The organism is Paraburkholderia caribensis (assembly GCF_002902945.1).
In the GTDB taxonomy this organism is placed as follows: Bacteria; Pseudomonadota; Gammaproteobacteria; order Burkholderiales; family Burkholderiaceae; genus Paraburkholderia; species Paraburkholderia caribensis.
Window position 1 is genome coordinate 1,701,349 of record NZ_CP026101.1, and the last position, 20,627, is coordinate 1,721,975.

Annotated in this window: 16 protein-coding genes; 5 read left to right on the forward strand and 11 right to left on the reverse strand. The window is 62.2% G+C overall.

Going from position 1 to position 20,627, the window contains the following annotated elements; all coding sequences use genetic code 11:
* Positions 1-158: 158 nt before the first annotated feature.
* Entirely contained in the window at positions 159-614 is a 456-nt protein-coding gene (locus C2L66_RS07580; RefSeq protein ID WP_054930519.1) for a hypothetical protein, read from the forward strand.
* Positions 615-879: 265 nt separating this feature from the next.
* On the opposite strand, the gene C2L66_RS07585 is transcribed toward C2L66_RS07580, so the two are convergent.
* On the reverse strand, positions 880-2,286 hold the full coding sequence (locus C2L66_RS07585; protein ID WP_060600950.1) for a sugar porter family MFS transporter: 1,407 nt from the start codon (positions 2,284-2,286) through the stop codon (positions 880-882).
* A 287-nt stretch (positions 2,287-2,573) separates the two neighbouring features.
* Between C2L66_RS07585 and C2L66_RS07590 the strand changes: the two genes are divergently transcribed.
* A complete protein-coding gene (locus C2L66_RS07590) occupies positions 2,574-2,777 on the forward strand; it encodes a DUF3563 family protein (protein ID WP_060600948.1) in 204 nt (67 codons plus the stop codon).
* A gap of 373 nt (positions 2,778-3,150) precedes the next feature.
* Here the strand turns inward: C2L66_RS07590 and C2L66_RS07595 are convergent, their stop codons facing one another.
* From C2L66_RS07595 to C2L66_RS07620, 6 genes are all read right to left on the reverse strand, one after another.
* A complete protein-coding gene (locus tag C2L66_RS07595) occupies positions 3,151-4,158 on the reverse strand; it encodes an IS110 family RNA-guided transposase (protein WP_060600945.1) in 1,008 nt (335 codons plus the stop codon).
* Positions 4,159-4,428: 270 nt separating this feature from the next.
* On the reverse strand, positions 4,429-5,856 hold the full coding sequence (locus tag C2L66_RS07600) for an ISNCY family transposase (protein WP_060600942.1): 1,428 nt from the start codon (positions 5,854-5,856) through the stop codon (positions 4,429-4,431).
* 215 nt (positions 5,857-6,071) lie between these two features.
* Complete coding sequence (locus tag C2L66_RS07605; protein WP_060600940.1) at positions 6,072-6,746, reverse strand: ProQ/FinO family protein; 675 nt, start codon at positions 6,744-6,746, stop codon at positions 6,072-6,074.
* A gap of 278 nt (positions 6,747-7,024) precedes the next feature.
* Positions 7,025-8,242 carry a porin gene (locus C2L66_RS07610; RefSeq protein WP_060600938.1) on the reverse strand — a complete coding sequence of 406 codons (1,218 nt, stop codon included), beginning with the start codon at positions 8,240-8,242 and terminating at the stop codon, positions 7,025-7,027.
* A 199-nt stretch (positions 8,243-8,441) separates the two neighbouring features.
* A complete protein-coding gene (locus C2L66_RS07615) occupies positions 8,442-10,334 on the reverse strand; it encodes a bifunctional sugar phosphate isomerase/epimerase/4-hydroxyphenylpyruvate dioxygenase family protein (protein ID WP_060600936.1) in 1,893 nt (630 codons plus the stop codon).
* Between the two features lie 26 nt (positions 10,335-10,360).
* On the reverse strand, positions 10,361-11,206 hold the full coding sequence (locus C2L66_RS07620; protein ID WP_054930516.1) for a beta-keto acid cleavage family enzyme: 846 nt from the start codon (positions 11,204-11,206) through the stop codon (positions 10,361-10,363).
* Between the two features lie 380 nt (positions 11,207-11,586).
* Between C2L66_RS07620 and C2L66_RS07625 the strand changes: the two genes are divergently transcribed.
* Positions 11,587-12,357, forward strand: a complete 771-nt coding sequence (locus C2L66_RS07625; RefSeq protein WP_054930514.1) for an IclR family transcriptional regulator domain-containing protein — start codon at positions 11,587-11,589, stop codon at positions 12,355-12,357.
* Positions 12,358-12,393: 36 nt separating this feature from the next.
* Positions 12,394-13,065 (forward strand): phosphoribosyltransferase, encoded by a 672-nt coding sequence (locus C2L66_RS07630; RefSeq protein WP_060600933.1) that lies wholly within the window; start codon positions 12,394-12,396, stop codon positions 13,063-13,065.
* Positions 13,066-13,138: 73 nt separating this feature from the next.
* On the opposite strand, the gene galU is transcribed toward C2L66_RS07630, so the two are convergent.
* Together galU and C2L66_RS41195 are read right to left on the reverse strand one after the other, a co-directional pair.
* Positions 13,139-14,032: a UTP--glucose-1-phosphate uridylyltransferase GalU gene (gene galU / locus C2L66_RS07635; protein WP_036005763.1), complete on the reverse strand. Its 894-nt coding sequence runs from the start codon at positions 14,030-14,032 to the stop codon at positions 13,139-13,141.
* A 263-nt stretch (positions 14,033-14,295) separates the two neighbouring features.
* A complete protein-coding gene (locus tag C2L66_RS41195) occupies positions 14,296-14,439 on the reverse strand; it encodes a hypothetical protein (RefSeq protein ID WP_007749838.1) in 144 nt (47 codons plus the stop codon).
* Between the two features lie 241 nt (positions 14,440-14,680).
* Here C2L66_RS41195 and C2L66_RS07640 point away from each other — a divergent pair, with 241 nt between their 5' ends.
* Positions 14,681-15,865: an acyltransferase family protein gene (locus C2L66_RS07640; protein WP_060600930.1), complete on the forward strand. Its 1,185-nt coding sequence runs from the start codon at positions 14,681-14,683 to the stop codon at positions 15,863-15,865.
* Between the two features lie 806 nt (positions 15,866-16,671).
* On the opposite strand, the gene C2L66_RS07645 is transcribed toward C2L66_RS07640, so the two are convergent.
* Both C2L66_RS07645 and C2L66_RS07650 read right to left on the reverse strand, forming a co-directional pair.
* Positions 16,672-19,143 (reverse strand): glycosyltransferase family 4 protein, encoded by a 2,472-nt coding sequence (locus C2L66_RS07645; protein ID WP_060600924.1) that lies wholly within the window; start codon positions 19,141-19,143, stop codon positions 16,672-16,674.
* The gene (locus tag C2L66_RS07650) at positions 19,140-20,618 is read right to left on the reverse strand and encodes a flippase (protein ID WP_060600922.1); all 1,479 of its coding nucleotides are present in this window, start codon (positions 20,616-20,618) and stop codon (positions 19,140-19,142) included. Before C2L66_RS07650 ends, C2L66_RS07645 begins: the two co-directional genes overlap by 4 nt.
* Positions 20,619-20,627 lie beyond the last annotated feature (9 nt).

The window sequence follows — 20,627 nt, forward strand, 5'->3', positions numbered from 1 at the left end:
ACAGTCGCGCGCGCGGGTTTCGCCGGCATCTGCGAACGCGCGTTCCGTGTAGAGCGGGGCGCGCGTTATTGCATTCCGGGCGGGCAGCCGGACGGACCTGTGAGTGCTCAGGGCACGCAGCTATAATCGCGCTCGACCGTCGCAAAGGAAGCCCGCTCGTGAAAACAATCCATGTCGTTGCGCTCGCCGCGCTCGTGCTCGCAGGATGCTCGTCTGCCGAAAAGGAGGCGCGCCAGGCGCAGGAGTACTCGCATAACGAAACCAGCCTTGCCGCAGCGCAGCGCAATGCGGCCGTCGATTGCGACGGTGCGCAGTGCGACGCCGCGTGGGCGGCGACGAAGCGCTATGTCGAACAGCATTCGGATACCTCCGTCACGCGCGCGGACGCCGTGTCGATCGAAACCGATGTGCCTTACAGTTCGGGCAAGGTGTCGTTCTCGGCGACGCGCGTCGCGCGACCGGGTGGCGCGACGCTTACGCTGTTTGCACAATGTCGTGGCATGTATGGGCCGGACAACGCAAAGGGCTCGGATTACGACGACTGCGCCAGCAAAATCCTGAAGACGCAGAATGGGTACGTCGCGTTTATCAGGAAGCAGGTGTCGGGGCAGTAAGTCGAGGCGGCGAGCAGCTTCGCCGACGGCTTCAAAGCCCGACCAGCTGTTCAGAAACTGGCGAAAGGTTTCTTGCGTATCAGCGCGTGATCGTTAGCATTGCTGCCGGCCCGGGCCGTGGCATAGCGGGGCGTCGTCGGGCACTGTCGCGAGCGTCGCCTCCCATTCTTCGCGGGACAGTGCTGGCGTCACGGTGAAGTGGACGAGATTGCCAGATCGCGTTGATAGAGACGACACTCTGGTTTCGGCGAGCATCGATTTTCCTTTAATTGCCCTTGCCCAGATCACGCAGGCGCTTGCCGGCCATCAGGTCGTTACCCAGCTTCTCGAGGGAGACACCGCGGGTCTCGGGTACATAAAAGAACACCACGATCGCAAAGATCACGTTGAGCACGGCATACAGCACGAAGGTGTTTGCTTCGCCAACCGTGGACAACAGGCTGAGGAACGTTGCCGCGACAGCCATGTTGGCCACCCAGTTGACCAGGGTCGAGACAGCGATGCCGAAGTCGCGTCCCTGCTGGGGTTGAATCTCCGAGCAGAGAATCCACACCAGCGGACCCGCGGACATGGCGAAGCCTGCGATGAAAAGCAGCAGCGCCGCGACGGCCAGAACCTGTGCCGTGAGACCCGCCACACCCGCATGCAGAAGAAACCCGAGCGAGCACATGCCGAATGCCATGACCGCGCATCCCGCATAGAGAATCGGTTTGCGGCCCCAGCGATCGACGAAGGCGATGGCGCCGAAGGTTGCCACGACGTTGACGAGGCCGACGATGACGGTAGCCCACAATTGCTGCTCATGGGTGCCGAAGCCGGCCAGTTCGAAGATGCGCGGCGCGTAGTACATCACGACGTTGATGCCGGTGAGTTGCTGGAAGATCTGCAGCACGACGCCGAGCAGCACGGAACGACGAAAGTTCGGGTTCTTGCGCAGCAGGCTCCAGCCTCGCTGGGGGCGCGTGTTGTCTTCGGTGACCTGTTCGAGTTCGGCTTGCACGTCGGCGGGGTTGCCGTGAAGGCGCTGGAGGACGGCGCGGGCTTCCGCTGCACGGTTGCGCTGGAGCAGCCAGCGCGGGCTGTCGGGGAGAGCAAGCACGCCTGCCAGAAAGAACGCGGCCGGGATCGCGATCACGCCCAGCATCCAGCGCCAGTCGGCCACATAGGAAAGGCCGATGTTCGACAGGAAGGCGGCCAGAATCCCGACGGTAATCATCAGTTGATACGTGGAGATCATGGCCCCGCGCACCTGGCGCGGCGCTACCTCCGACAGGTAAAGCGGCGCCGTGAAGGACGCCATGCCGACCGCAAGTCCCAGCAGCAAGCGTGCGCCGATCAGATCGGCCGGGCTGCCCGCGAGCCCCGACCAGAGCGAGCCGACGATGAACAGTGTCGCCGCCAGCGCCAGCGCGTAGCGGCGTCCGAGTCGCCATGACAGCCAGCCGGCACCCAGTGCGCCGATCGCCGCGCCGACCATCATCGAACTGACGATCCATTCCTGCGAGCGGTCGTTCAGAACGAAATGCTTCGCGATAAAGGGCAGGGCGCCTGAAATCACGCCGATATCGAGACCGAACAACAGGCCGGCGAGCGCCGCCATGAGGCAGACGAAGAGCCCGTAGCGTCTGGATCTCGATTGGGTGGGGGCGCTGCAGTCGGTGAGGGTGCTCATTTGATGTGTCTCCAGGGTGCTTCTCATACCAGTCATGGTCGCGGTCGGGCACTTTCGCATCGATCGCCATTTGTGTCCATGATCGAATATGAGAATTAGCGCTGGATGACGGCACTGGATCATTTCCCGCCGCGTGCGATGCTCATTCGAAGCTAATTCACGGGACTTAATCTGCTTCACATCAGCGGTGCATGTGAAGCGGGTTCACCGAACCTACGTCATGTGCACTGTGTCGGGTGGCGGCGCCATATGGCGAACGCCGCCCTTTACACGACAAGGAGCACATCATGTTTGCACGCATTTCCCACCTTCTCGGAAAAATGGTTGCTAGCCGTGACGTTTCGTTGCACGGCGACTATCTCGCGTCGTCGAGCGATCTGGCTGACCTCGAACGCCGCATGCGGCAGGTCGATGAGGAAGACCACGCGTATCGCATGCCGTTTTGCGGAGCGGTATCTCGCGATCAGAATTCGTTTGGGTCGAAGCATTGAGGGCTGGAGGCGCACACGCCTCGCGCGAGTGGCTGGGTTTGAGCCGGGCCTCGGTCAGTGTTCATCGCCGGCTCCCAGAGCAGATGTCCGGCGCTCAAACTACCTGAAACACGACATTTCTTATATGGTCGCCTCCCATTTGCAAGGCAATTGTGCGTGGGCGAGGAGGGTGGTTGCGGACTTATATCCGGACTCGATCGCGGGCATGCCCGCCGGCCCCGATGGATTTCGCCGCAAAGGTCCTAATCTAAATGGCGGACTCGAGATCCGAGAAATGTCTCAGGCTTGCCTTTGCGCGGTCCAACCTGTCTTGCCATCGTTCAATATGCCTGTGCAACCGTGAATGGCTAAAGTGTGTGCGAGGCGGTAGTCACTACGCCGGTGTCGGCTGATACGTTCGGCCGTACGCTAGCAGCGCCCAGATCGTTCGCGCCATCTTGTTGGCCAGCGCGACAGCGACGACGTTCGTGGGACGTCGGGTCAACAGTGCACGCAGTCGTTCCGGCAGATGTTTCGCCGCTGAGATAACGGATCGGGCGCCGTGGATCAGCAGCGTTCGTAAATACACGTCACCGCGTTTGCTGATGCCACCGAGCTTCACCTTGCCGCCAGAACCGTTCTGTCGTGGCACCAGGCCCAGATAAGCGGCAAACTCTCGCCCTGAACGGAACGTCTTTGCCTGTCCGATCACAGATACCGCCGCAGTCGCGGTGAGCACACCCACGCCAGGAATCTCCGAGATGCGACGGCATGCGTCGTCGTTGCGCCGCCAGTCGAGAATGCGACGTTCGAGCCGTGCGATCTGCTCGTCGAGTTCACGAAGTCGCGAGAATTGATCCTGCAGGCTGTCTGCGAGCATAGCTGGCAGCTGGTCGGCCAGTGAGGCCAGCGCGAGTTTGGCGGCCTCGATTGATGCCCGGCGCCCCTGAGGCAGGACGACTCCGAATTCATAGAGCAGTCCACGAAGCTGGTTGACCTGCATGACGCGAATGCGGACCAGTTGTTGGCGGATGCGGTGCATTGCGAGCATGGCCTGCTGGTCTTCGGTCTTGACGGCCACGAACCGCATGCCTGGACGCTGGGCGGCTTCCCAGATCGCCGCAGCGTCGGCTGCGTCATTCTTGTTCGACTTCACGAACGGCCGCACGAACTGGGCTGCGATGAGCCGCACGTCGTGGCCAAGTCGCGCCAGGACGCGGGCCCAGTGATGGGCGCTGCCACAGGCTTCCATGACGACACGACTCGCAGGCCGGTTGGCAAAGAACGGCACGAGCTGGGCGCGTTTGAGAACCTTGCTGCGAATCGTGCCAGTATCTGGCTCGACATAGTGAATCTGGAATACGCGTTTGGCCAGGTCGATGGCAATGGTCGTGGGTTCCATCTGGTTCTCCTTGACGGCAGGACTGCCGAACCAGCAATGTCGCACGTTCAGCCCACGGGCCTGCGGCGTTGAGCGGCCCGTTAAGGCGGGAGGCGACCATTCCATCTATTTGGGACCTACATTTGGTGTCAAAGCCAGATTGAAATGTCGTAGCGCCGGCTATTTACAGATGTCGTGTTTCTGACGTTGGGTCTGGGTCTGTCTTTCATGGTTTGAATCTCACGCAGTGTCGAAGGATGCGGATTGAACGGGCAGGGCGTGTCAGTCCGTTCAGTGAGTGCGTGCGGACCGCTGGCCAGGTGTGGAAAGCGCCTTCGACGGCTGCGCGATCTGCACGATTGCCTGATCCAGATCGTCGCGCGTGAACTCGCGCGGTTTCTTCGTGCCGGGCAGCCGGTCCTTCGCGCGCGGTGCCACGCCCCGGTTGGTACGCGACGGCGAGCCCGAGATGCGCCGGTCATCACGCTGCGCCTGCAGCGCCTGCGCGACCTGTAGCGCGTGAGCCAGCCGCTTGTGCTCGATCACCGCGCCCTGATCGACTTCCGCGAGCTTGTCGTAGCGCCGGCACGCCAGCACCTGACCATCGGCGCGGATCTCGATGCGCCCGTCCGGGTACTCCCACACGTCAATGTAGCGGTGAACCAGCGCGCGGTTGGCCGGCGTGTCTTCCAGCAGGTACATGACCCGGTCGTATTGCACCGTCAGTGACTTCGTCACACGGCGCGTCTCGCGCCAGGTCATCAGCCGGTCCAGATCCTCATCGTCACGCAACGGCCGGTGTGCGTCGAACGTGCTTCTCGGCGGCTTCGCGAAACGCGCGTTGTAGGCCGCGATAAAGCAGGGCGCGTACGCGTTGGCGTCAGCGACCGTGCTGATGCCCTTCAGGCGCAACTCCTTGACGAGCCGGTCCTGCAGCGTCAGGTGCGCACGCTCCACACGACCCTTCGCGGAACTCGAGTTCGCGCAGAACGTATCGATGTTCAGTTCGTACATCGCGCGGCCAAAGTGCGTCACGCTGCGCCCCGTCTTGCCGGCGCACGTGCTGCGGAACACGCTCGCGCGGTCGCTGTAGAACGCCACCGGCTTGCCATGGCGCTCGAGGTACGCGCGCGTCGCCTCGAAATAGCTGAAGGTCGACTCGGTGGCCGTGAAGTGCAACTGCATCAGCCGGCTGGTCGCATCATCGACATACACCAGCAGCGTGCAGGCCGGCGCGCGGTCCTCGAACCAGCGGTGATCGCTGCCGTCGATCTGCACCAGTTCGCCCAGGCAGGCGCGCCGCGCCCGTGGCTGGTAGAGCTTCGGCGGACGCTGTTTGCGCGGCACCCACAGTCCGCCCTCGGTCATCAGTCGCCTGACCGTCTCCTTGGCCAGCCGGATGCCGTGACATTCCTCGAGCTTCTCGCGCGCCAGCGTCGGCCCAAAATCCGCGTAGCGCTCGCGGACGATCGTCAGGGCCCGCACCGCCAGCCCTGCGTCGAGCTTGCGGTTACCCGGTCGGCCACGTCTGCCGGAGGCCACGCCGGATGGCCCACGCTCCCGATACCGGGTCACCAGACGTTCGACCTGGCGCACGGTCAGGCCCAGCCGTTCGGCGGCACGGCCGGGCTTCAGGCCGATCTCAACGATGGCCTGGATAACCTTCAGCCTGTCCAGTTCGCGCATGCTCAGACTCACCAGTGTGGTGTCCGGCTTCATGGCTGGCTCCCGCATGGTTGCAGCACGGTGCCAGCTTGCCAGCGTTCAGAAACACGACATCTGTAAATAGCCAGAACACGACATTAGGATAGAGCCGCTACAACATAAAGGTTGATAATTAAGATTATGTCAAATCACAACAAGGTAGCAGCAAACCAGCCACCGCTCCCTCCAACCTCAACCATCGACCACCAGCCTCATCGGCCCGCAATCGATCAACCTTGCGCCTGATCCGCAGCCGGCGCATTTCCTTCGCCGTCAGTCTGCGCCGCAGCCGCCTCATCCGCAGGCTTTGCAGCAGCAACCACCGCACCCGCATCGTCACCAGCCTTTGCAGCAGGCTTGTTCCGTCCGCCCGAGCGGCGTCGTGCGAACGCGGATTCCGACGCGGTGACCTTGCCCGTTTCCGCGCCATTCAGATCCACACGCGACGCGCCTTCCGTCAAGCTCGCCCAATAGCGGCTGCCACGGCACCAGGTGCTCACGGCATCGCGGACTTCCTGCTCGGACAGCTTCAATTCGCCGGCCTGCTTGAGCAGATCGTCGAGAATGCCGATTTTCAGCGCCACCTTCGGCGCAGGATTCTTCGGAAACGCCAACGGAAAACGCTTCTGCAGCTTGCCGATCGTATGCACGACGGGATCGACGGGATTCTGCTGCTTTGCCGCCGGCCGAGCCGACGCCGGCTTGCCGTGCGCCTTCGCGTCCGCAGGCCTGGGGGCCCGTCGCGCGTCGCGGGCTTTCGCGTCGCGCGCGTTGGCGTCCTTCGCCTTCTGATCCTTGCCGCCCGCTTGAGGAGCCGGCTTGTCCGCAGCCTGCTTTTCCTTGCGCTGCGCCTTTGCCTGCTTGGCGAGTTCGTCCCTCAGTTTCGCCAGTTGTTCAAAGCCCATGTCTTCACCTTCATTGCAATGACGCAGGATTGTAGCAGCCGCTGAGCACCTTCATGCCGGGCGACTTCTCGCTGCCGTCCGTCAATCTTGCGCGCCGTCGATGGCCGTTTCCTGTCATCGTCTCATTTCGGCGCGGCAAGCAACGGTCTCCGCCAGCCGACGCCCGCAGCAAGCGACGGTCCCACATCGAATGCGCGCGCAGCGCACATCGCCGCGCACCCAATGAAAAAGCGCCGCAATCGCGGCGCCCTGTCCTGCTTCTGCAATGTCAACCAGCGTCAGAACCGGTGCACCATGCCGACGCCCACGCCCACCATGCTGCGCGATGACGAAGGCGTCGAATTGAAGCCGTCGCCGATCGTCGCCGTCGCGTTGATGATGCTGCGGCCGCCCGTGCCCAGCGTCTGGCCGTTCGCGCGCTGATACGCCTGCAACGCATACAGACCCGTACGCTTGGACAGCGAGTAATACTCGGACAGGTTGACCTGCGAATACGAGGCGTTGCTCGTGATGCCGTTGGCCTTCGTCGCACGCGTGTAGGCGTAGCCCGTCGCGAAGTCCCATGCAGCCGTCGGCTTCCAGTGCAGCACGACGCCGCCCGAGTTCCAGATCGACAGGTCGTGGAAGCCCGAGCCGATGCCCGGAATGTACTGCACGTTCGAATACGTCGCCGTAATGTCGAACTGGCTGTTGAACGTATAGCCCGCGCCGACTGCGAAGCGTTGCTGCGCGCGTGCCGACTGGTAGCCGTTGGTCACGGCCGAAACGCCCGCCTGCGCGCCTGCATTCGACGTCGTCGTATCGGCGCCGAACGTGCCGCCATTCACGTTCGAGTTGTTGATCTTCGAGAAGCCGACCGCGATGCCGATCGGGCCTTGTGCATACTGGACCGCCGTGCTCCACGTCGAGCCCTGATACGCGCTGCCCGCCACGCCGCCGAACGAATACGAACCGCTGAACTTGAAGCCGTAGATTTTCGGCGACATGTACAGCAGCGTGTTGTTCGCACGATAAATCGTATCGAGACCGTCGACGTCACCCGCGTGCGCGCCATAGAAACCCGTGAGCCAGGTGGTCGGGCTGTACGGCGACAGCAGCTGGTAGTACGACGCGTACTGGCGGCCAGCCGTCAGCGAACCGTAGTTGTCGTTCGTGACGCCGACGAACGCCTGGCGGCTGAACATCAGGTTGCTCGTCGACATCGCGCCGTTGTTCGCGCTGAAGCCTTCTTCCAGTGTGAAGATCGCCTTCGTCCCGCCACCGAGGTCCTCTGCGCCCTTCAGGCCGAAGCGGCTGCCCGCCCACACGCCCGTGACCATCTTGACGGACGAGTGACCGCCCGTGGTCGAGCCGAGCGTCGTCGAGCTCGACTGATAACCAATGCCGTTATCGACGATGCCGTACAGCGTCACGCTGCTTTGCGCGAAGGCAGGCAGCGTGGCCAGCATCGCTGCGCCAGCCAGGGCGGCTTTGACTTCGGGGTAACGTCGTTTCATCTCCTGATCCTTTTATCTTGAGTGTTATGACGATGCGTCGCATCGTTTTGTTGCGGCGGGACAAGCGAATGCCGTCGCCGCCGGTGCTGCGGGTAGTACGAAAGCCTGAAGTAATGCTGGAAAATCCGGATGCTATGAGGATGGCTACGGGAAACCACCACTATCGGCCCGTGCGATCCTTCGCTGCATACCGTTGCGCCTAGCCGTGCTTGCGCTGGGCCTGCGCCGCGAGTCTCACGGGCGCATTGACCGCGCCGTATCCGTCGTAACCGCCCTTGCGCTGCACGACCTCCAGAAAGAAGCGGCCATCCATCTGCTCGGTGTACACATGGAAGAACTCGCCGCCCTGCGCGTCCCTGTCGTAGAGGATGTGGGCGTCTTTCATCTGGTTCACGATCCCGTCGGCGAAATCGTAACGCGCTTCAAGGTCATCGTAATAGTTCGACGGGATTCTCAATAGCTGAACGTCGCGTGCGCGCAACTGTTCGACGGCCGCGAAAATATTGTCGGTGTCGAATGCAACGTGATTGAGGCCCGTTCCACGATACGTGTGCAGCGATTGCGCAGTCGAAGTCCGTCCGTCCACTGAAGCGTTCAGAACGATTCGCACCGATCCATCGGCGCTGCGCACCGCGCGGCTGCGCACGAGTCCGTAAGGATCGGGAAGCAACCAGGCAGGCTCCGCATCGAAACCGAACACAGCCTTGAAGTAGAGAATCCATGTATCGAGTGCGTCGGCAGGCAGATCGAGACACACGTGATCGATGCGCTTCAACTCGCCCTGCACCGCTTGCGTGCGTTCGCTGTCAGGCGTGCTCAGCACGAAGTCGGCTTCATATAGCGTCGGCTCGTCGGGCCGCGCATCGACGAAGTAATGCAGGCTGCCATCGGGCGCGCGCACGCCCGGCACGACGCGTTCGTTCGGGCCGACGCGGCCCGAGAACGGTGCATAGCCGAACGACGTCGCGCGTTCGAACACACGCGCGGCATCGTCGACCTGAAACGCCGACGCGCACAGCGACAGCCCGTGCCGATGGAAGAACTCGCTGGCGAACGAATCGGTCTCCGCGTTCAGCACGATCGACGCCCCGCCCTGCTGATACAGCGTCACATCCTTCGAACGATGCTTGCCCGCCGCATGAAAGCCCGCTTCGGCGAAGCGCTGCGCAAGAGGCGGCACGCTGGTCGCATCGACGGCGAACTCGATGAACTGGAAGCCCGAATGCGCGGGCGGCGCAGGCGGCGTGAAGAGCGGCTGACCATCCTTCGAGCGGGCGCCCTTGAGCCCGGCCTGCTCTTCGAGATACAGCAGCGAGCGGTAGCCATCGGCGGCCGTCGCCGCTGTCGGCGCGGCACGAAAGCCGTCGTTGAAAATTTCGAGCGAAAACGGACCTTGATAACCCGTCGCGAGCACGCGCTCCGCGAAGCCGGCGACATCGAGATCGCCTTGCCCCGGGAAGCATCGAAAGTGCCGGCTCCATTCGAGCACGTCCATCTTCTGCAGCGGCGCATCCGCGATCTGGACGAAGGCGATGCGGTCGCCGGGAATCTCCGCGATGGGATCGATCGGGTCGTCGATCGACAGCGTATGGAAGCTGTCGAGTATCAGGCCGAGACTCGGATGATCGACGGCATCGACGAGCTGCCATGCGTGTCGATACGAGTTCACGTACTTGCCCCACGCCAGTGCCTCGAAGCCCACGCGCACGCCTTCGCGCTCGGCGAGCAACGCAAGCTGGCCGAGCTGATCGACGATCAGCGCATCGTCCGCGATCACGTTTGGATTGACGCTGCTGCACACGAGCACGAGATCCGTGCCGAGTTCGTGCATCAGCTCGAACTTGCGCTGCGCGCGGTTCAGGTTCTGCGCGAGCCGCTCCTTCGAAACGCCCTCGAAATCGCGGAACGGCTGGAACAGCGTGATCTGCAGGCCGAGATCGGCGCAACGTTTGCGGATGTCGGCGGGCGAGCCGTCGAAGTACAGCAGATCGTTTTCGAAGATCTCGACGCCGTCGAAACCCGCCGCGCGAATCGCCGCGAGCTTCTCGACGAGCGTGCCGCTAACCGACACAGTGGCAATGGAGCGAAGCATGATAGGGCTTGGTTCGGGAATCGTGTTTACGCGGCGGGCTTGAGCGCCAGCATCTCGCGAGCCTGCCTGGGCGTCGCGACAGGACGGCCGAATTCGCCGCACAGCTTCGCCACGCGCTCGACGAGTTGCGCATTGCTTTTCGCCAGCGTGTCCTTGTCCCAGCGCACGTTGTCCTCGAGCCCCGTGCGGCAATGGCCGCCCATTTCGAGCGTCCAGTAGTTCACCTCGAGCTGATGCCGGCCGATGCCCGCAGCCGTCCATGTCGCGCTCGGCAGCAGCTTCTGCAGTTGCGCCACTTCGAATTCGAGAATCTCGCGGCGCGCGGGCAATGCGTTCTTCACGCCCATCACGAACTGCACATGCACGGGCTCTTTCAACAGGCCCTGTTGCACGAGATCGACGGTGCTGTACAGCATGGCCAGGTCGAAGATTTCGATTTCGGGCTTCACGTCGTGATCGAGCATCGTCTGCGCGAGCGTGCGCACGAAATCGGGCGGATTCTCGTAGACCGTGGTCGGGAAGTTCACCGAGCCCGTGGCCAGCGACGCCATGTCAGGCCGCAAATCGAGCATCGCGCCGCGTTGCTCGAAGGAACGGCCGCGCCCGCCCGTCGAAAACTGGATGATGATGTCCGGGCAATGCTTGCGGATGCCTTCCTGCAGCTTCGCGAAGCTGCTGCGGTCGGAACTCGAGCGCTCTTCTTCGTCGCGCACGTGCAGATGCACGAGGGTCGCGCCGGCTTCATAGGCTTCATGGGTGCTCTCGACCTGCTCGGGAATCGAGATCGGCACCGCCGGGTTGTCCTTCTTGCGCGGCACGGAACCCGTGATCGCGACGGAAATGATGCAAGGCTGATTCGTGGCGTGACTCATGGCAGAACCTTTCTCGATGAAACCTGTGATGCCGCTTGCGCGCCGCATCCGATGTGCCCATCCGGTGCGGCGCGGCCTGAAGCGCTGAGGTGGCTCAAGAATAGGCAAGCGCCCTGGGGTGGGCAATGCTCCCGATGCCCGAAACGTGCGTTAATCGCACGTTTCTGTGCGATTAACGCGCGCTTCGCGGGTTTGCACCAGGCTGGGTGTCGTGTGGCGCATACAGTGCGGGGCGAGGTTTCCCGCCCGATTCGCAAGCGGGCGAAACGGTGTTCCCGGGTGCTCGTGGCGCTATCGACCAACGGCGCGCAGTCGATGACAACTGAGCGATAATCGCGCATACCGATACGTTAGCCGCGCAAAATCAGGGAACGATTGCCATGAACCGACCGCCATTGGACAAACGCGACTGGATCGCGGGCCTCGAAAAAGGCCTCGCGATCCTCGAGTCGTTCGACAGCGAACATGCCCGGCTCACGCCGAGCCAGGCCGCGCAACTGACGGGCATGACCCGCACGGCCGCGCGCCGCTATCTGTTGACGCTCGAACATCTCGGCTATGTGCAGGGCGACGGCAAGCTGTACGGCTTGACGCCGCGGGTGCTGCGCGTCGGCTGGTCGTATTTCGATTCGGCGCGGCTGCCGAAAACCGTGCAGCCGTACCTGCAGCAACTGAGCGCGACGATCAACGAATCCGTCTACGTGAGCGTGCTCGACGATTGGGAACTGGTGTTCATCGCGCGCAACGGCACGTCGCGTGTGATGACGACGGGTTTCGTGCTCGGCGCGCGCGTGCCCGCCCCGCTCACCTCCCCCGGCGTCGTGCTGCTCGCGTATCACCGCGATCAGGAAGCGATGCAGACGTGGCTCAACGACGCTGAACTCAAGCCCTTCACGCCGCACACGCTCACGAACAAGACCGGCCTGCTCGAAAAGGTCCGCCGCGCGCAGGCCGACGGGTTCGCGGTGATCGAGCAACAGCTGGATATCGGCGTGCGCGGCGTCGCCGTGCCGATGAAGAACCGCCATGGCGAAGTGGTCGCGGCGCTCAGCACGAACATGCCGATGGGCAAGGAAACGTCGGAAGCGGCGCTCAATCGCGTATTGCGCGCGCTGCAAGAATCGGCGCTGTCGATGCTCAACGTCCTATAGTGAATGACGTAGAGGTAGCGGACGTGGGAGCGAATCATGTACGGTCGATTTGCGGATCGCGCCGACGCGGGCCGTGCGCTCGCCGTTCAACTGAAGCATTACGCGCAACGCGACGATGTCGTCGTGCTCGGGCTGCCGCGCGGCGGCGTGCCCGTTGCGTATGAGGTCGCGCGTGCGCTCGGCGCGCCGCTCGATGTGCTCGTGGTGCGCAAGCTCGGCGTGCCGTGGCAATGCGAGCTGGCAATGGGCGCGATTGCATCGGGCGATGCGCTGTATGTGGATGAAGAACTGATGCGCGAGACGGGCGTATCGCAGCCCGAATTCGAACGCGTCCTCGCGGAGGAGAAAGCGCAACTGGCGCGGCGCGAGACGCTGTTTCGCGACCCGCTGCGCGCGCGCGTCGACGTGACGGGCCGCATCGCGATCATCGTCGACGACGGGCTCGCAACGGGTGCTTCAATGAAGGTGGCCGCACGCGCATTGCGCGCACGCGCGCCGGCGAGAATCGTCGCGGCGTTGCCCGTCGCGCCGCCCGACGCGGCCGGGCGCATCGGCGGCGACGTCGACGAATATGTCTGCGTGAACGCGCCGGAACTCTTCTTCAGCGTCAGCCAGTTTTATTCGGACTTCAGCGAAACCACCGACGACGATGTGCGCGCAATACTCGCACGCGCATCGTCGGCCAGCGGGCCCGCGTCGTGCGGATGACGCGCGCGCTTGCACCGACTGACCTGCAGCGCGACGGCCGGTAGACGCGCCGTCGTTGCCGCAGGCGTTGCTTTCAGGCGGCGGCCGCGGTGAGATGCAACGGCAGATAGCTTTGCAGGTAGTCTTCGAACTCGCCGCGCACTTCCGGGTGACGCAGCGCGAATTCGACAGTCGCCTTCAGATAGCCGATCTTGCTGCCGCAATCGAAGCGCGTGCCGAAATAGCGATACGCGAGCACCTGCTCTTCCGTCAGCAGCGATTGCAGCGCGTCCGTGAGTTGCAGTTCGCCGCCCGCGCCCGGCTTCAGCGCGCGAATGTGCTTGAAGATGGTCGGCATCAGCACATAGCGGCCGACCACGCCGAGATTCGACGGCGCCTTATCGGGTGCCGGCTTCTCGACGATGCCCGACAGCTTGATCACATCCTCTTCCCATTCCTTGCCGTCGACCACGCCATACGAGCGGCTCGCTTCGCGCGCGATGGTTTCGACACCGACGACCGAGCTGTGATAATGGTTGAACACGTCGACCAGTTGCTTCATCACGGGCTGCTCGCTGTGCAGCAGGTCGTCGGCGAGGATCACGGCGAACGGGCTGTCGCCGACCAGCTTTTCGGCGCACATGACCGCATGGCCGAGGCCGAGCGCTTCTGCCTGACGTACGTAGAAGCAATCCACATTTGCCGGCTTGATGCTGCGCACGAGATCGAGCAGTTGCTCCTTGCCGCGCGCTTCGAGTTCCGCCTCGATTTCATAGGACTTGTCGAAGTGATCTTCGATTGCCCGCTTGCTGCGGCCTGTGACGAAGATCATTTCGGTGATGCCTGCCGCGATCGCTTCTTCGACCGCGTACTGGATCAGCGGTTTATCGACGATGGGCAGCATCTCCTTCGGGCTCGCCTTCGTGGCGGGCAGAAAACGTGTGCCGAGGCCCGCTACAGGAAAGACGGCTTTGGTGACTTTCAGCATGGTATGCATTTCCACTCGGTTGATTGAATGTATGCAATCGCCGTGAGAGGCGGCGCATTGTCGTGCCGGAAAAGACTAGCGCAAAAATTATTTGAAAGGACTGATAGCGCCCTGTTGAAATTAATTCAAATTGTTCATTTCGAATGCGTCGTTCCGATATTTGAAATCATGCGGAAATAATGACGCGAACAATCCGGGGCGCCGTGCGTGGGCGCGCGTAAATCTTGCCCATCATGCCGAGGGCGAGCGCCGCCCTCATGCGCTCATTCGTTTTCCTCGAACTGCGGCATTTTTTCCGGGTTCATCCGGATACGGCTGATCGGCTCGTTGCGCAATGCTTCACGGTACGCGGACACGGCAACGAGTAGCAGCAACACGGCGACGCCGGCGATCAAATGCAGGTTCATGACCTCACCCCTGTCAGAAGTTTTCCCCGCATGAACGTAACACGAAAAAAACGTCAAATAATTCGGGTGTCTATTTGAATTTCGACCGGCTTCGACAATTCATTGTCAGTATGAAGGCTTGAATAATTCCAATCATTTCTTGTTGATTTTTTACACGCCCTTTCACCTAGGATACGCAAGCAGGCGTGCTGCCTCCTGGAGGCTGCGCGCCAATTCATTCATCAACGATTGAGGACCGCGCATGAGCGACACAGCACTGGACGCCACCCGTTCGTCCCTGTCCTTTGCGCCGGGGACGCGCAGCGAGGCGAAGGTCGCCGGGAAGGAACATGTCATCGACGCGATGCGCGGGTTCGCCGCGTTGCTGGTGGCATATTTTCATTGTCGCCAGATCGAATGGGTGGGCATGCAGAGCTTTCACCATGTGGTGGGCAAATCATTCGATCTGAATACGATCGTTGCGTATCTGACGCTGCCCATTGCGTGGGGCTCGGCGGGTGTGCCGATTTTTTTTGTTATTAGCGGATATTGCATTCATCGCGGCGCTGCGCAGCGTCTCGCGAACAATTCTGCGTATCGGCTCGATGCGATGAATTTTTGGGCGCGGAGGTTTGCGCGCATATACCCTGTGCTGTTTGCTGCGCTGCTGCTGACGCTTGCGCTTGATTGGGCCAGCCTGCAATTTCCCCCCGTCAATCACAAGATTCTCGATATCGGGCCACAGGCGTTTTTTGTCAATCTGTTCTCGCTGCAAGGCGTGGCCGGCAAGACGTATGGGTCGAATGGCGCGCTGTGGACGCTGTCGCTAGAAGTGCAGTTTTATGTGGTCTATCCGCTGGTTTTCGCGCTGCGGCGCAGGCTTGGAATTTTGCCTGTGCTTGGGATGGTGGCGCTCGTTAATGTGGTGTCGGTTTTTGTGTTCGAGCGGCATGACTTGCAGTTCTTTACGTCGTTCTGGTTCTCATGGATGCTCGGGGCATGGATCGCTGAATTGCAGATCAAGCGTGGCGATGATTCGTCGCGTAAGCACGTGCCGTGGCTGATGTATGGGTTGGCCGTTTTGCTGACCGTGCTTGGGTGTGTTGCCTTTCGCTTTGGGCAGTACCTGGCGTTTCAGTTTTGGGCCGTTGGGTTTGCGTGCTATCTGAATGAGGCTCTCAAGAGCCGGCAGCATAGCGAGACGCCTGTGATTCGATTGCTGTCCCGGTTTGGTGACTTCAGCTTCTCGCTCTATTCGATTCATTTGCCCATTTTTGTGTTGCTCTCTTCTGTGTTGTATCGCTCGGTTTTGCAGTTGTCGATCTTGCCGACTTTTGGTTTTATGCTTGTGGCACTTGTCGTTGCATGGGTTTTTTATCGTTGTGTCGAGTTGCCGGCGATGAAGTGGTCCAGTAGTTTCAAGTCTGCTAGTGGGCGGGTGCCGTAACTTGTGGGATTGGGCTGGTTTTTGGTTGCGTTGGCATCCGCGTTTTGTTGTCTTGCTTCACGCGTCGTCGCCGGTCGGTGTATTGGCCTTTGCGCTGGCATCCGCGTTACGTTATCTAGCTTCAGGCGTCGCCCCTGTGCGGGGCGGCACCTACTTTTCTTTGCCGCCGCAAAGAAAAGTAGGCAAAAGAAAGCGGCTCACACCGCCAGCGCTAATTCTTGCCTGAGGGCCCCCAAAGGTTCTTACGCTGCACACGGCAATCACGTCATTCGCGTTCGTTGCCAGCGCTCTTGCTGAGCGCCTCACCCGCTTCACGCTCCCGCGTTTCAGCATGCCGCGCCAGACAGTCCACGGCCGCCCAGGTGGCAAACTGTGTGTCGGCCCTCGGTGCTCCACACCCTTCACTCCGGACCGATAGCGCATGCGTTCCACCCGGTAAGAGCGCCAAGCCATACGACGCGACAACCTACACACAGTTTGCCACCTGGGCGGCACATGCCATTCGCTGACGCTGGCTCATGTATGGGTGTTTGAAGTGGGTGAGGCGCTCATTCAGCGCGCTGGCAACGCACACGAACAAGGGCGTTGCCGTGCGAAGTGTGGGGACGTTGGGGGCCCGTGGGCAAACGTCAAAGGCTGGCGGTGTGAGCCGCTTTCTTTTGCCTACTTTTCTTTGCGGCGGCAAAGAAAAGTAGGTGCCGCCCCGCACAGGGGCGACGCTTGAAGCGCGCTAACGTAACGCGGATGCCAGCTCAAACCCAGGCAAACCACTCAGCGTCGCAGACAGACAGAAAAAACCTCAACCCTCACCCCCCACTCGCCACATTGGCAAGAATCCTCTCCACCCCTTCGACATACGCCTGCGTCCCAAACTTCCGCACAGCGGTCTGATACCCATTCGCAACAAGCCTGTCGCGCAGCGCCCGATCCGCCCGCAACTCAGCGAGCGTATCGGCCAGCGCATGCGCATCGCCAGGTGAGCACATCACCCCATTCACACCATCGTCGATGATCTCAACGACACCACCAGCACGTGCAGCCACGACCGGCCGTCTGGCCAGCATCCCCTCAACGATCACACGACCAAACGGCTCCGGCGTAATCGACGTATGCGCAACCACATCGACGGCACACATGCACGCAGCGACATCATCCTGAAACCCGAGAAAGTGCACCCGCCCGTCAAGCCCATTGGCCGCGACAAACTCGCGTAACCGGGCCTCATAGGCATCTTCACCAAACAGCGCCGCACCCACCAGAACCGCATGCATCTGCGGATTGAGCACCATCGCCTCGAGCAACACATGCTGCCCCTTCCACTGCGCAAGACGACTGAACGAGCCCACCAGAAACGCATCCTGCGGCAACTTCAACCGCGCACGCAGCACGCTTTGCGGCGTCTCCCGCAACGCGCTGAACGGCGCAGCAGAAATCCCGTTAAACACCACATCGATGCGCCTGTCGCCAAAATTGGTCAGCTCGGCAAACGCACGCGCCGACGCCGCGGAATTGGCGATCACATGCGCCAGCCCCAGTTTCGCGCACCATTTGATGATCGCAAGCTGCCGGCTGCCGAAATGCTCCGGGCTCACGATATCGCGCAGATGCCAGACCACCGGACGCCTCGCGAAGCGCCCCGCAATCGCGCTAATCACCATCGCCCGCTGCGTGTTCGCATAGATCACGTCGCTCTGACGGGCCCGCACCACGGTCGCGCGCACCAGCGACGCCACGCTCTTCACCGCCCTGGCGATGGGCGGCGTGCCGCCCTGCTTGCGCATGTCGCGCGTCGCGCCGGGATCGAGCACGTCGACGGCCACGCCCTCGCGATGCAGCGCCATGCGGAACGGCCCGTCGTCGAACAGCAGCACCTGCACGCGCGCCCTGAGCGCCTTAACGACTTCCAGCAGCGACAGTTCGGCGCCACCCATTACGCCGCTCTGATCGATCGCCAGCACCCGCAAGGCGTTCGACACCGGCTTCTTGTCGCCCACCTTCGCGGGCGGTTCATCCACAGGCAGCGTCGCCCCCTGCAACGCAGGCACGGTTTCGCGCACAAAGCCGAAGAAGCGCTCGCGGAAATGCCGGACCGAAAAACGCTCGGCATTCGCGCGGCAATCGGCGGGCCTGAAGCGCGCGGGATCGTCGGCGAAATCCTCCACCGCACCGATGATCGAATCGGCCGTCTGCTCGTTGAAGAAGATTCCCGTCGGATGCGACTCGTACTGGTCACGCACGGTTTCGAGCGCCCCGCCCTTGCCGTATGCAATCACGGGCGTGCCGCATGCCTGCGCTTCCACCACGGAGATGCCGAAGTCTTCTTCCGCCGCGAACACGAACGCCTTCGCGCGCCGCATGTGATCGCGCAACACATTGAACGGCTGATAACCCATGATCTGCACGTTCGGCGTCGCCTTCGCGCGCACCTTCTGCATGTCGGGGCCGTCGCCGATCACCACCAGCTTGCGCTCGGGCATCCGCGCGAACGCCTCGACGATCAGGTCGATCTTCTTGTACGGCACCATGCGCGAGGCCGTCAGATAGAAGTCGTCCTTCTCTTCGCACAGCGAGAACGACTCGACATCGACGGGCGGAAAGATCACTTCGGAATCGCGCTGATAGACCTTGTGGATGCGCCGTGCGATGAACTCGGAGTTCGCGACGAACGCATCGACGGAATTCGACGTGCGGATATCCCAGTTGCGCATGTAATGCAGGATCATCCGCGCCAACGCGGACTTCGGCCCGCTCGTCAGCTTCGACTGCTGCAGATACTGATGCTGCAGATCCCACGCGTAGCGAATCGGCGAATGCACGTAGCTGATATGCACCTGGTCCGGGCCCGTCAGCACGCCCTTCGCGACGGCATGACTGCTCGAGATCACGACGTCGTACGCGGAGACGTCGAGCTGTTCGATCGCGAGCGGCATCAGCGGCAGATAGCTGCGGTACTTCGTGCGCGCCTTCGGCAGCTTCTGGATGAAGGATGTCGTCACGGACTTGCCGCGCAGGAACGTGCGGTCGTCGAGGAAGTCGACGAGACTGAACAGGTCCGCGTCCGGAAAGCACGCGACGATCTGTTCGAGCACGCGCTCGGCGCCCGCATAGGTGACGAGCCAGTCGTGAATGATCGCGACGCGCACGGGCCCGACGCTGCGCGCGCCGCGCCGTGCCGCAGGCGGCTTCGCAACGGGCGAGGTCGTGATGAGATCGCGGCCCGCATCGCGCGTCACGGGCGTGGGACGAAGGAGGTCTTCTTCAACGATATCGTGGTTCATGCGCTATTCCTCGGATTGAGTCGCAACTTCAGACGCACAAGCAGCGAACGCGCAAGATCGCGCAATGCAGGGGTCATCGTGAGCGACCACGCGACGTTCGCGCTCACGATGAGTGCGCCCGCGGCAATGGCCATCGGCAGGCTGGAGAGCAAGGTGGCGAGCCACAAGGTGCCCGCCAGAAAGGCAAGATGCGCGAGCATGTCGAGCACGATCGGACGCGCGTGAATGGCCGACAGTTTGAGCAGCGCGACGTAGTCGAACAGTCCGCGCGCGGCCACGACGACAGCGGCGCCCGTCAGCCCGAAGTGCGCAATGCCGAACCACAGCGCGCCTGCGAAGAAAGGCAGTTCGAACAGGCCGAGACGCGCGGCTGTCGCAGGATGCACCTGCGACTGGATGAGAATGCGCGCGAGGTTCGCCTGGCCGACGAGCCACACGGAGATGATCAGGATGCGGCCCACGGGGCCGCCCGCGTCGGCGACTTCGCTGCCCACCCACGCATGCAGGAAGGGCTCGAGCACGATGATCGCAACGAGCGCAATGGGCGTGAACACGCCGTTCAGGAATTCGAGCGACTGCCGCATGATGACGTCGGCATCGTTGCGGTCCACGGCCGACAGGCGCGGAAACAGCGTGCGCTGCAGCGCCGTCGGCACGATGTTCAGACGCGTGACGAGGTTCTGCGGCACCGTGTAGTACGTGACGAAACGCGCGCCGAGACTCGTGCCGAGCATCACGCGGTCGAGCGACTCGGCGACCATCCCCGAGATGCTTGCAATCAGCATCCAGCCGCCGAAGTTGAAGAGCCCCTTCGCCACCTTGAACTGCGGCGCGCGGATATGGTGGATGCCCAGCACGTTGAGCGCGGAACGTCCGAGCAGGATCGCGGCGAGCAATCGCGCGACGACAGCCGCCGCGAGCACGTTCTGCAAGGTCGGCCCCATCATCCATGCAGCGGCGAGCGGCAGCAGCTGGAACAGGAACGTGCCGAGCGTCTGGTTCGTGTTGTAGATGCCGAATCGCTCCGCGCCGTTGATCGCGCCCGCGAACACCCAGGACACATTGGCCAGCGGTATCGCCACCGCGAGCCAAGGCAGCGCCATATAGACTTCATGCTGCAACTCGGGTGACACCTTCGAGAAATACGCGGTATAGAGCGCCGCGCCGAAGTAGATGACGAGCCCGCCGACGATGCCCGTCGCCAGGTTCAGCCATGTCGCGCTCCAGAACACCTGCTCGCAGGCCTGTTCATCGTTGGATGCACGCGCCTTCGAGATGTGGTTCTGCGCGGCCATGCTCATGCCGAGGTCGAGAATGCTGAAGTAGCCGATCAGCGTCCAGACGAGGGCGATCACGCCGTAGCGTTCGACGCCCAGCAGCCTGATGTACGACGGCACCGTGACGAGCGATACAAACGTCGGCAGCACCAGCCCGATCAGGTTGATCACTACGTTTCTGAGGATGCCTTTATCCATCGAATGCCT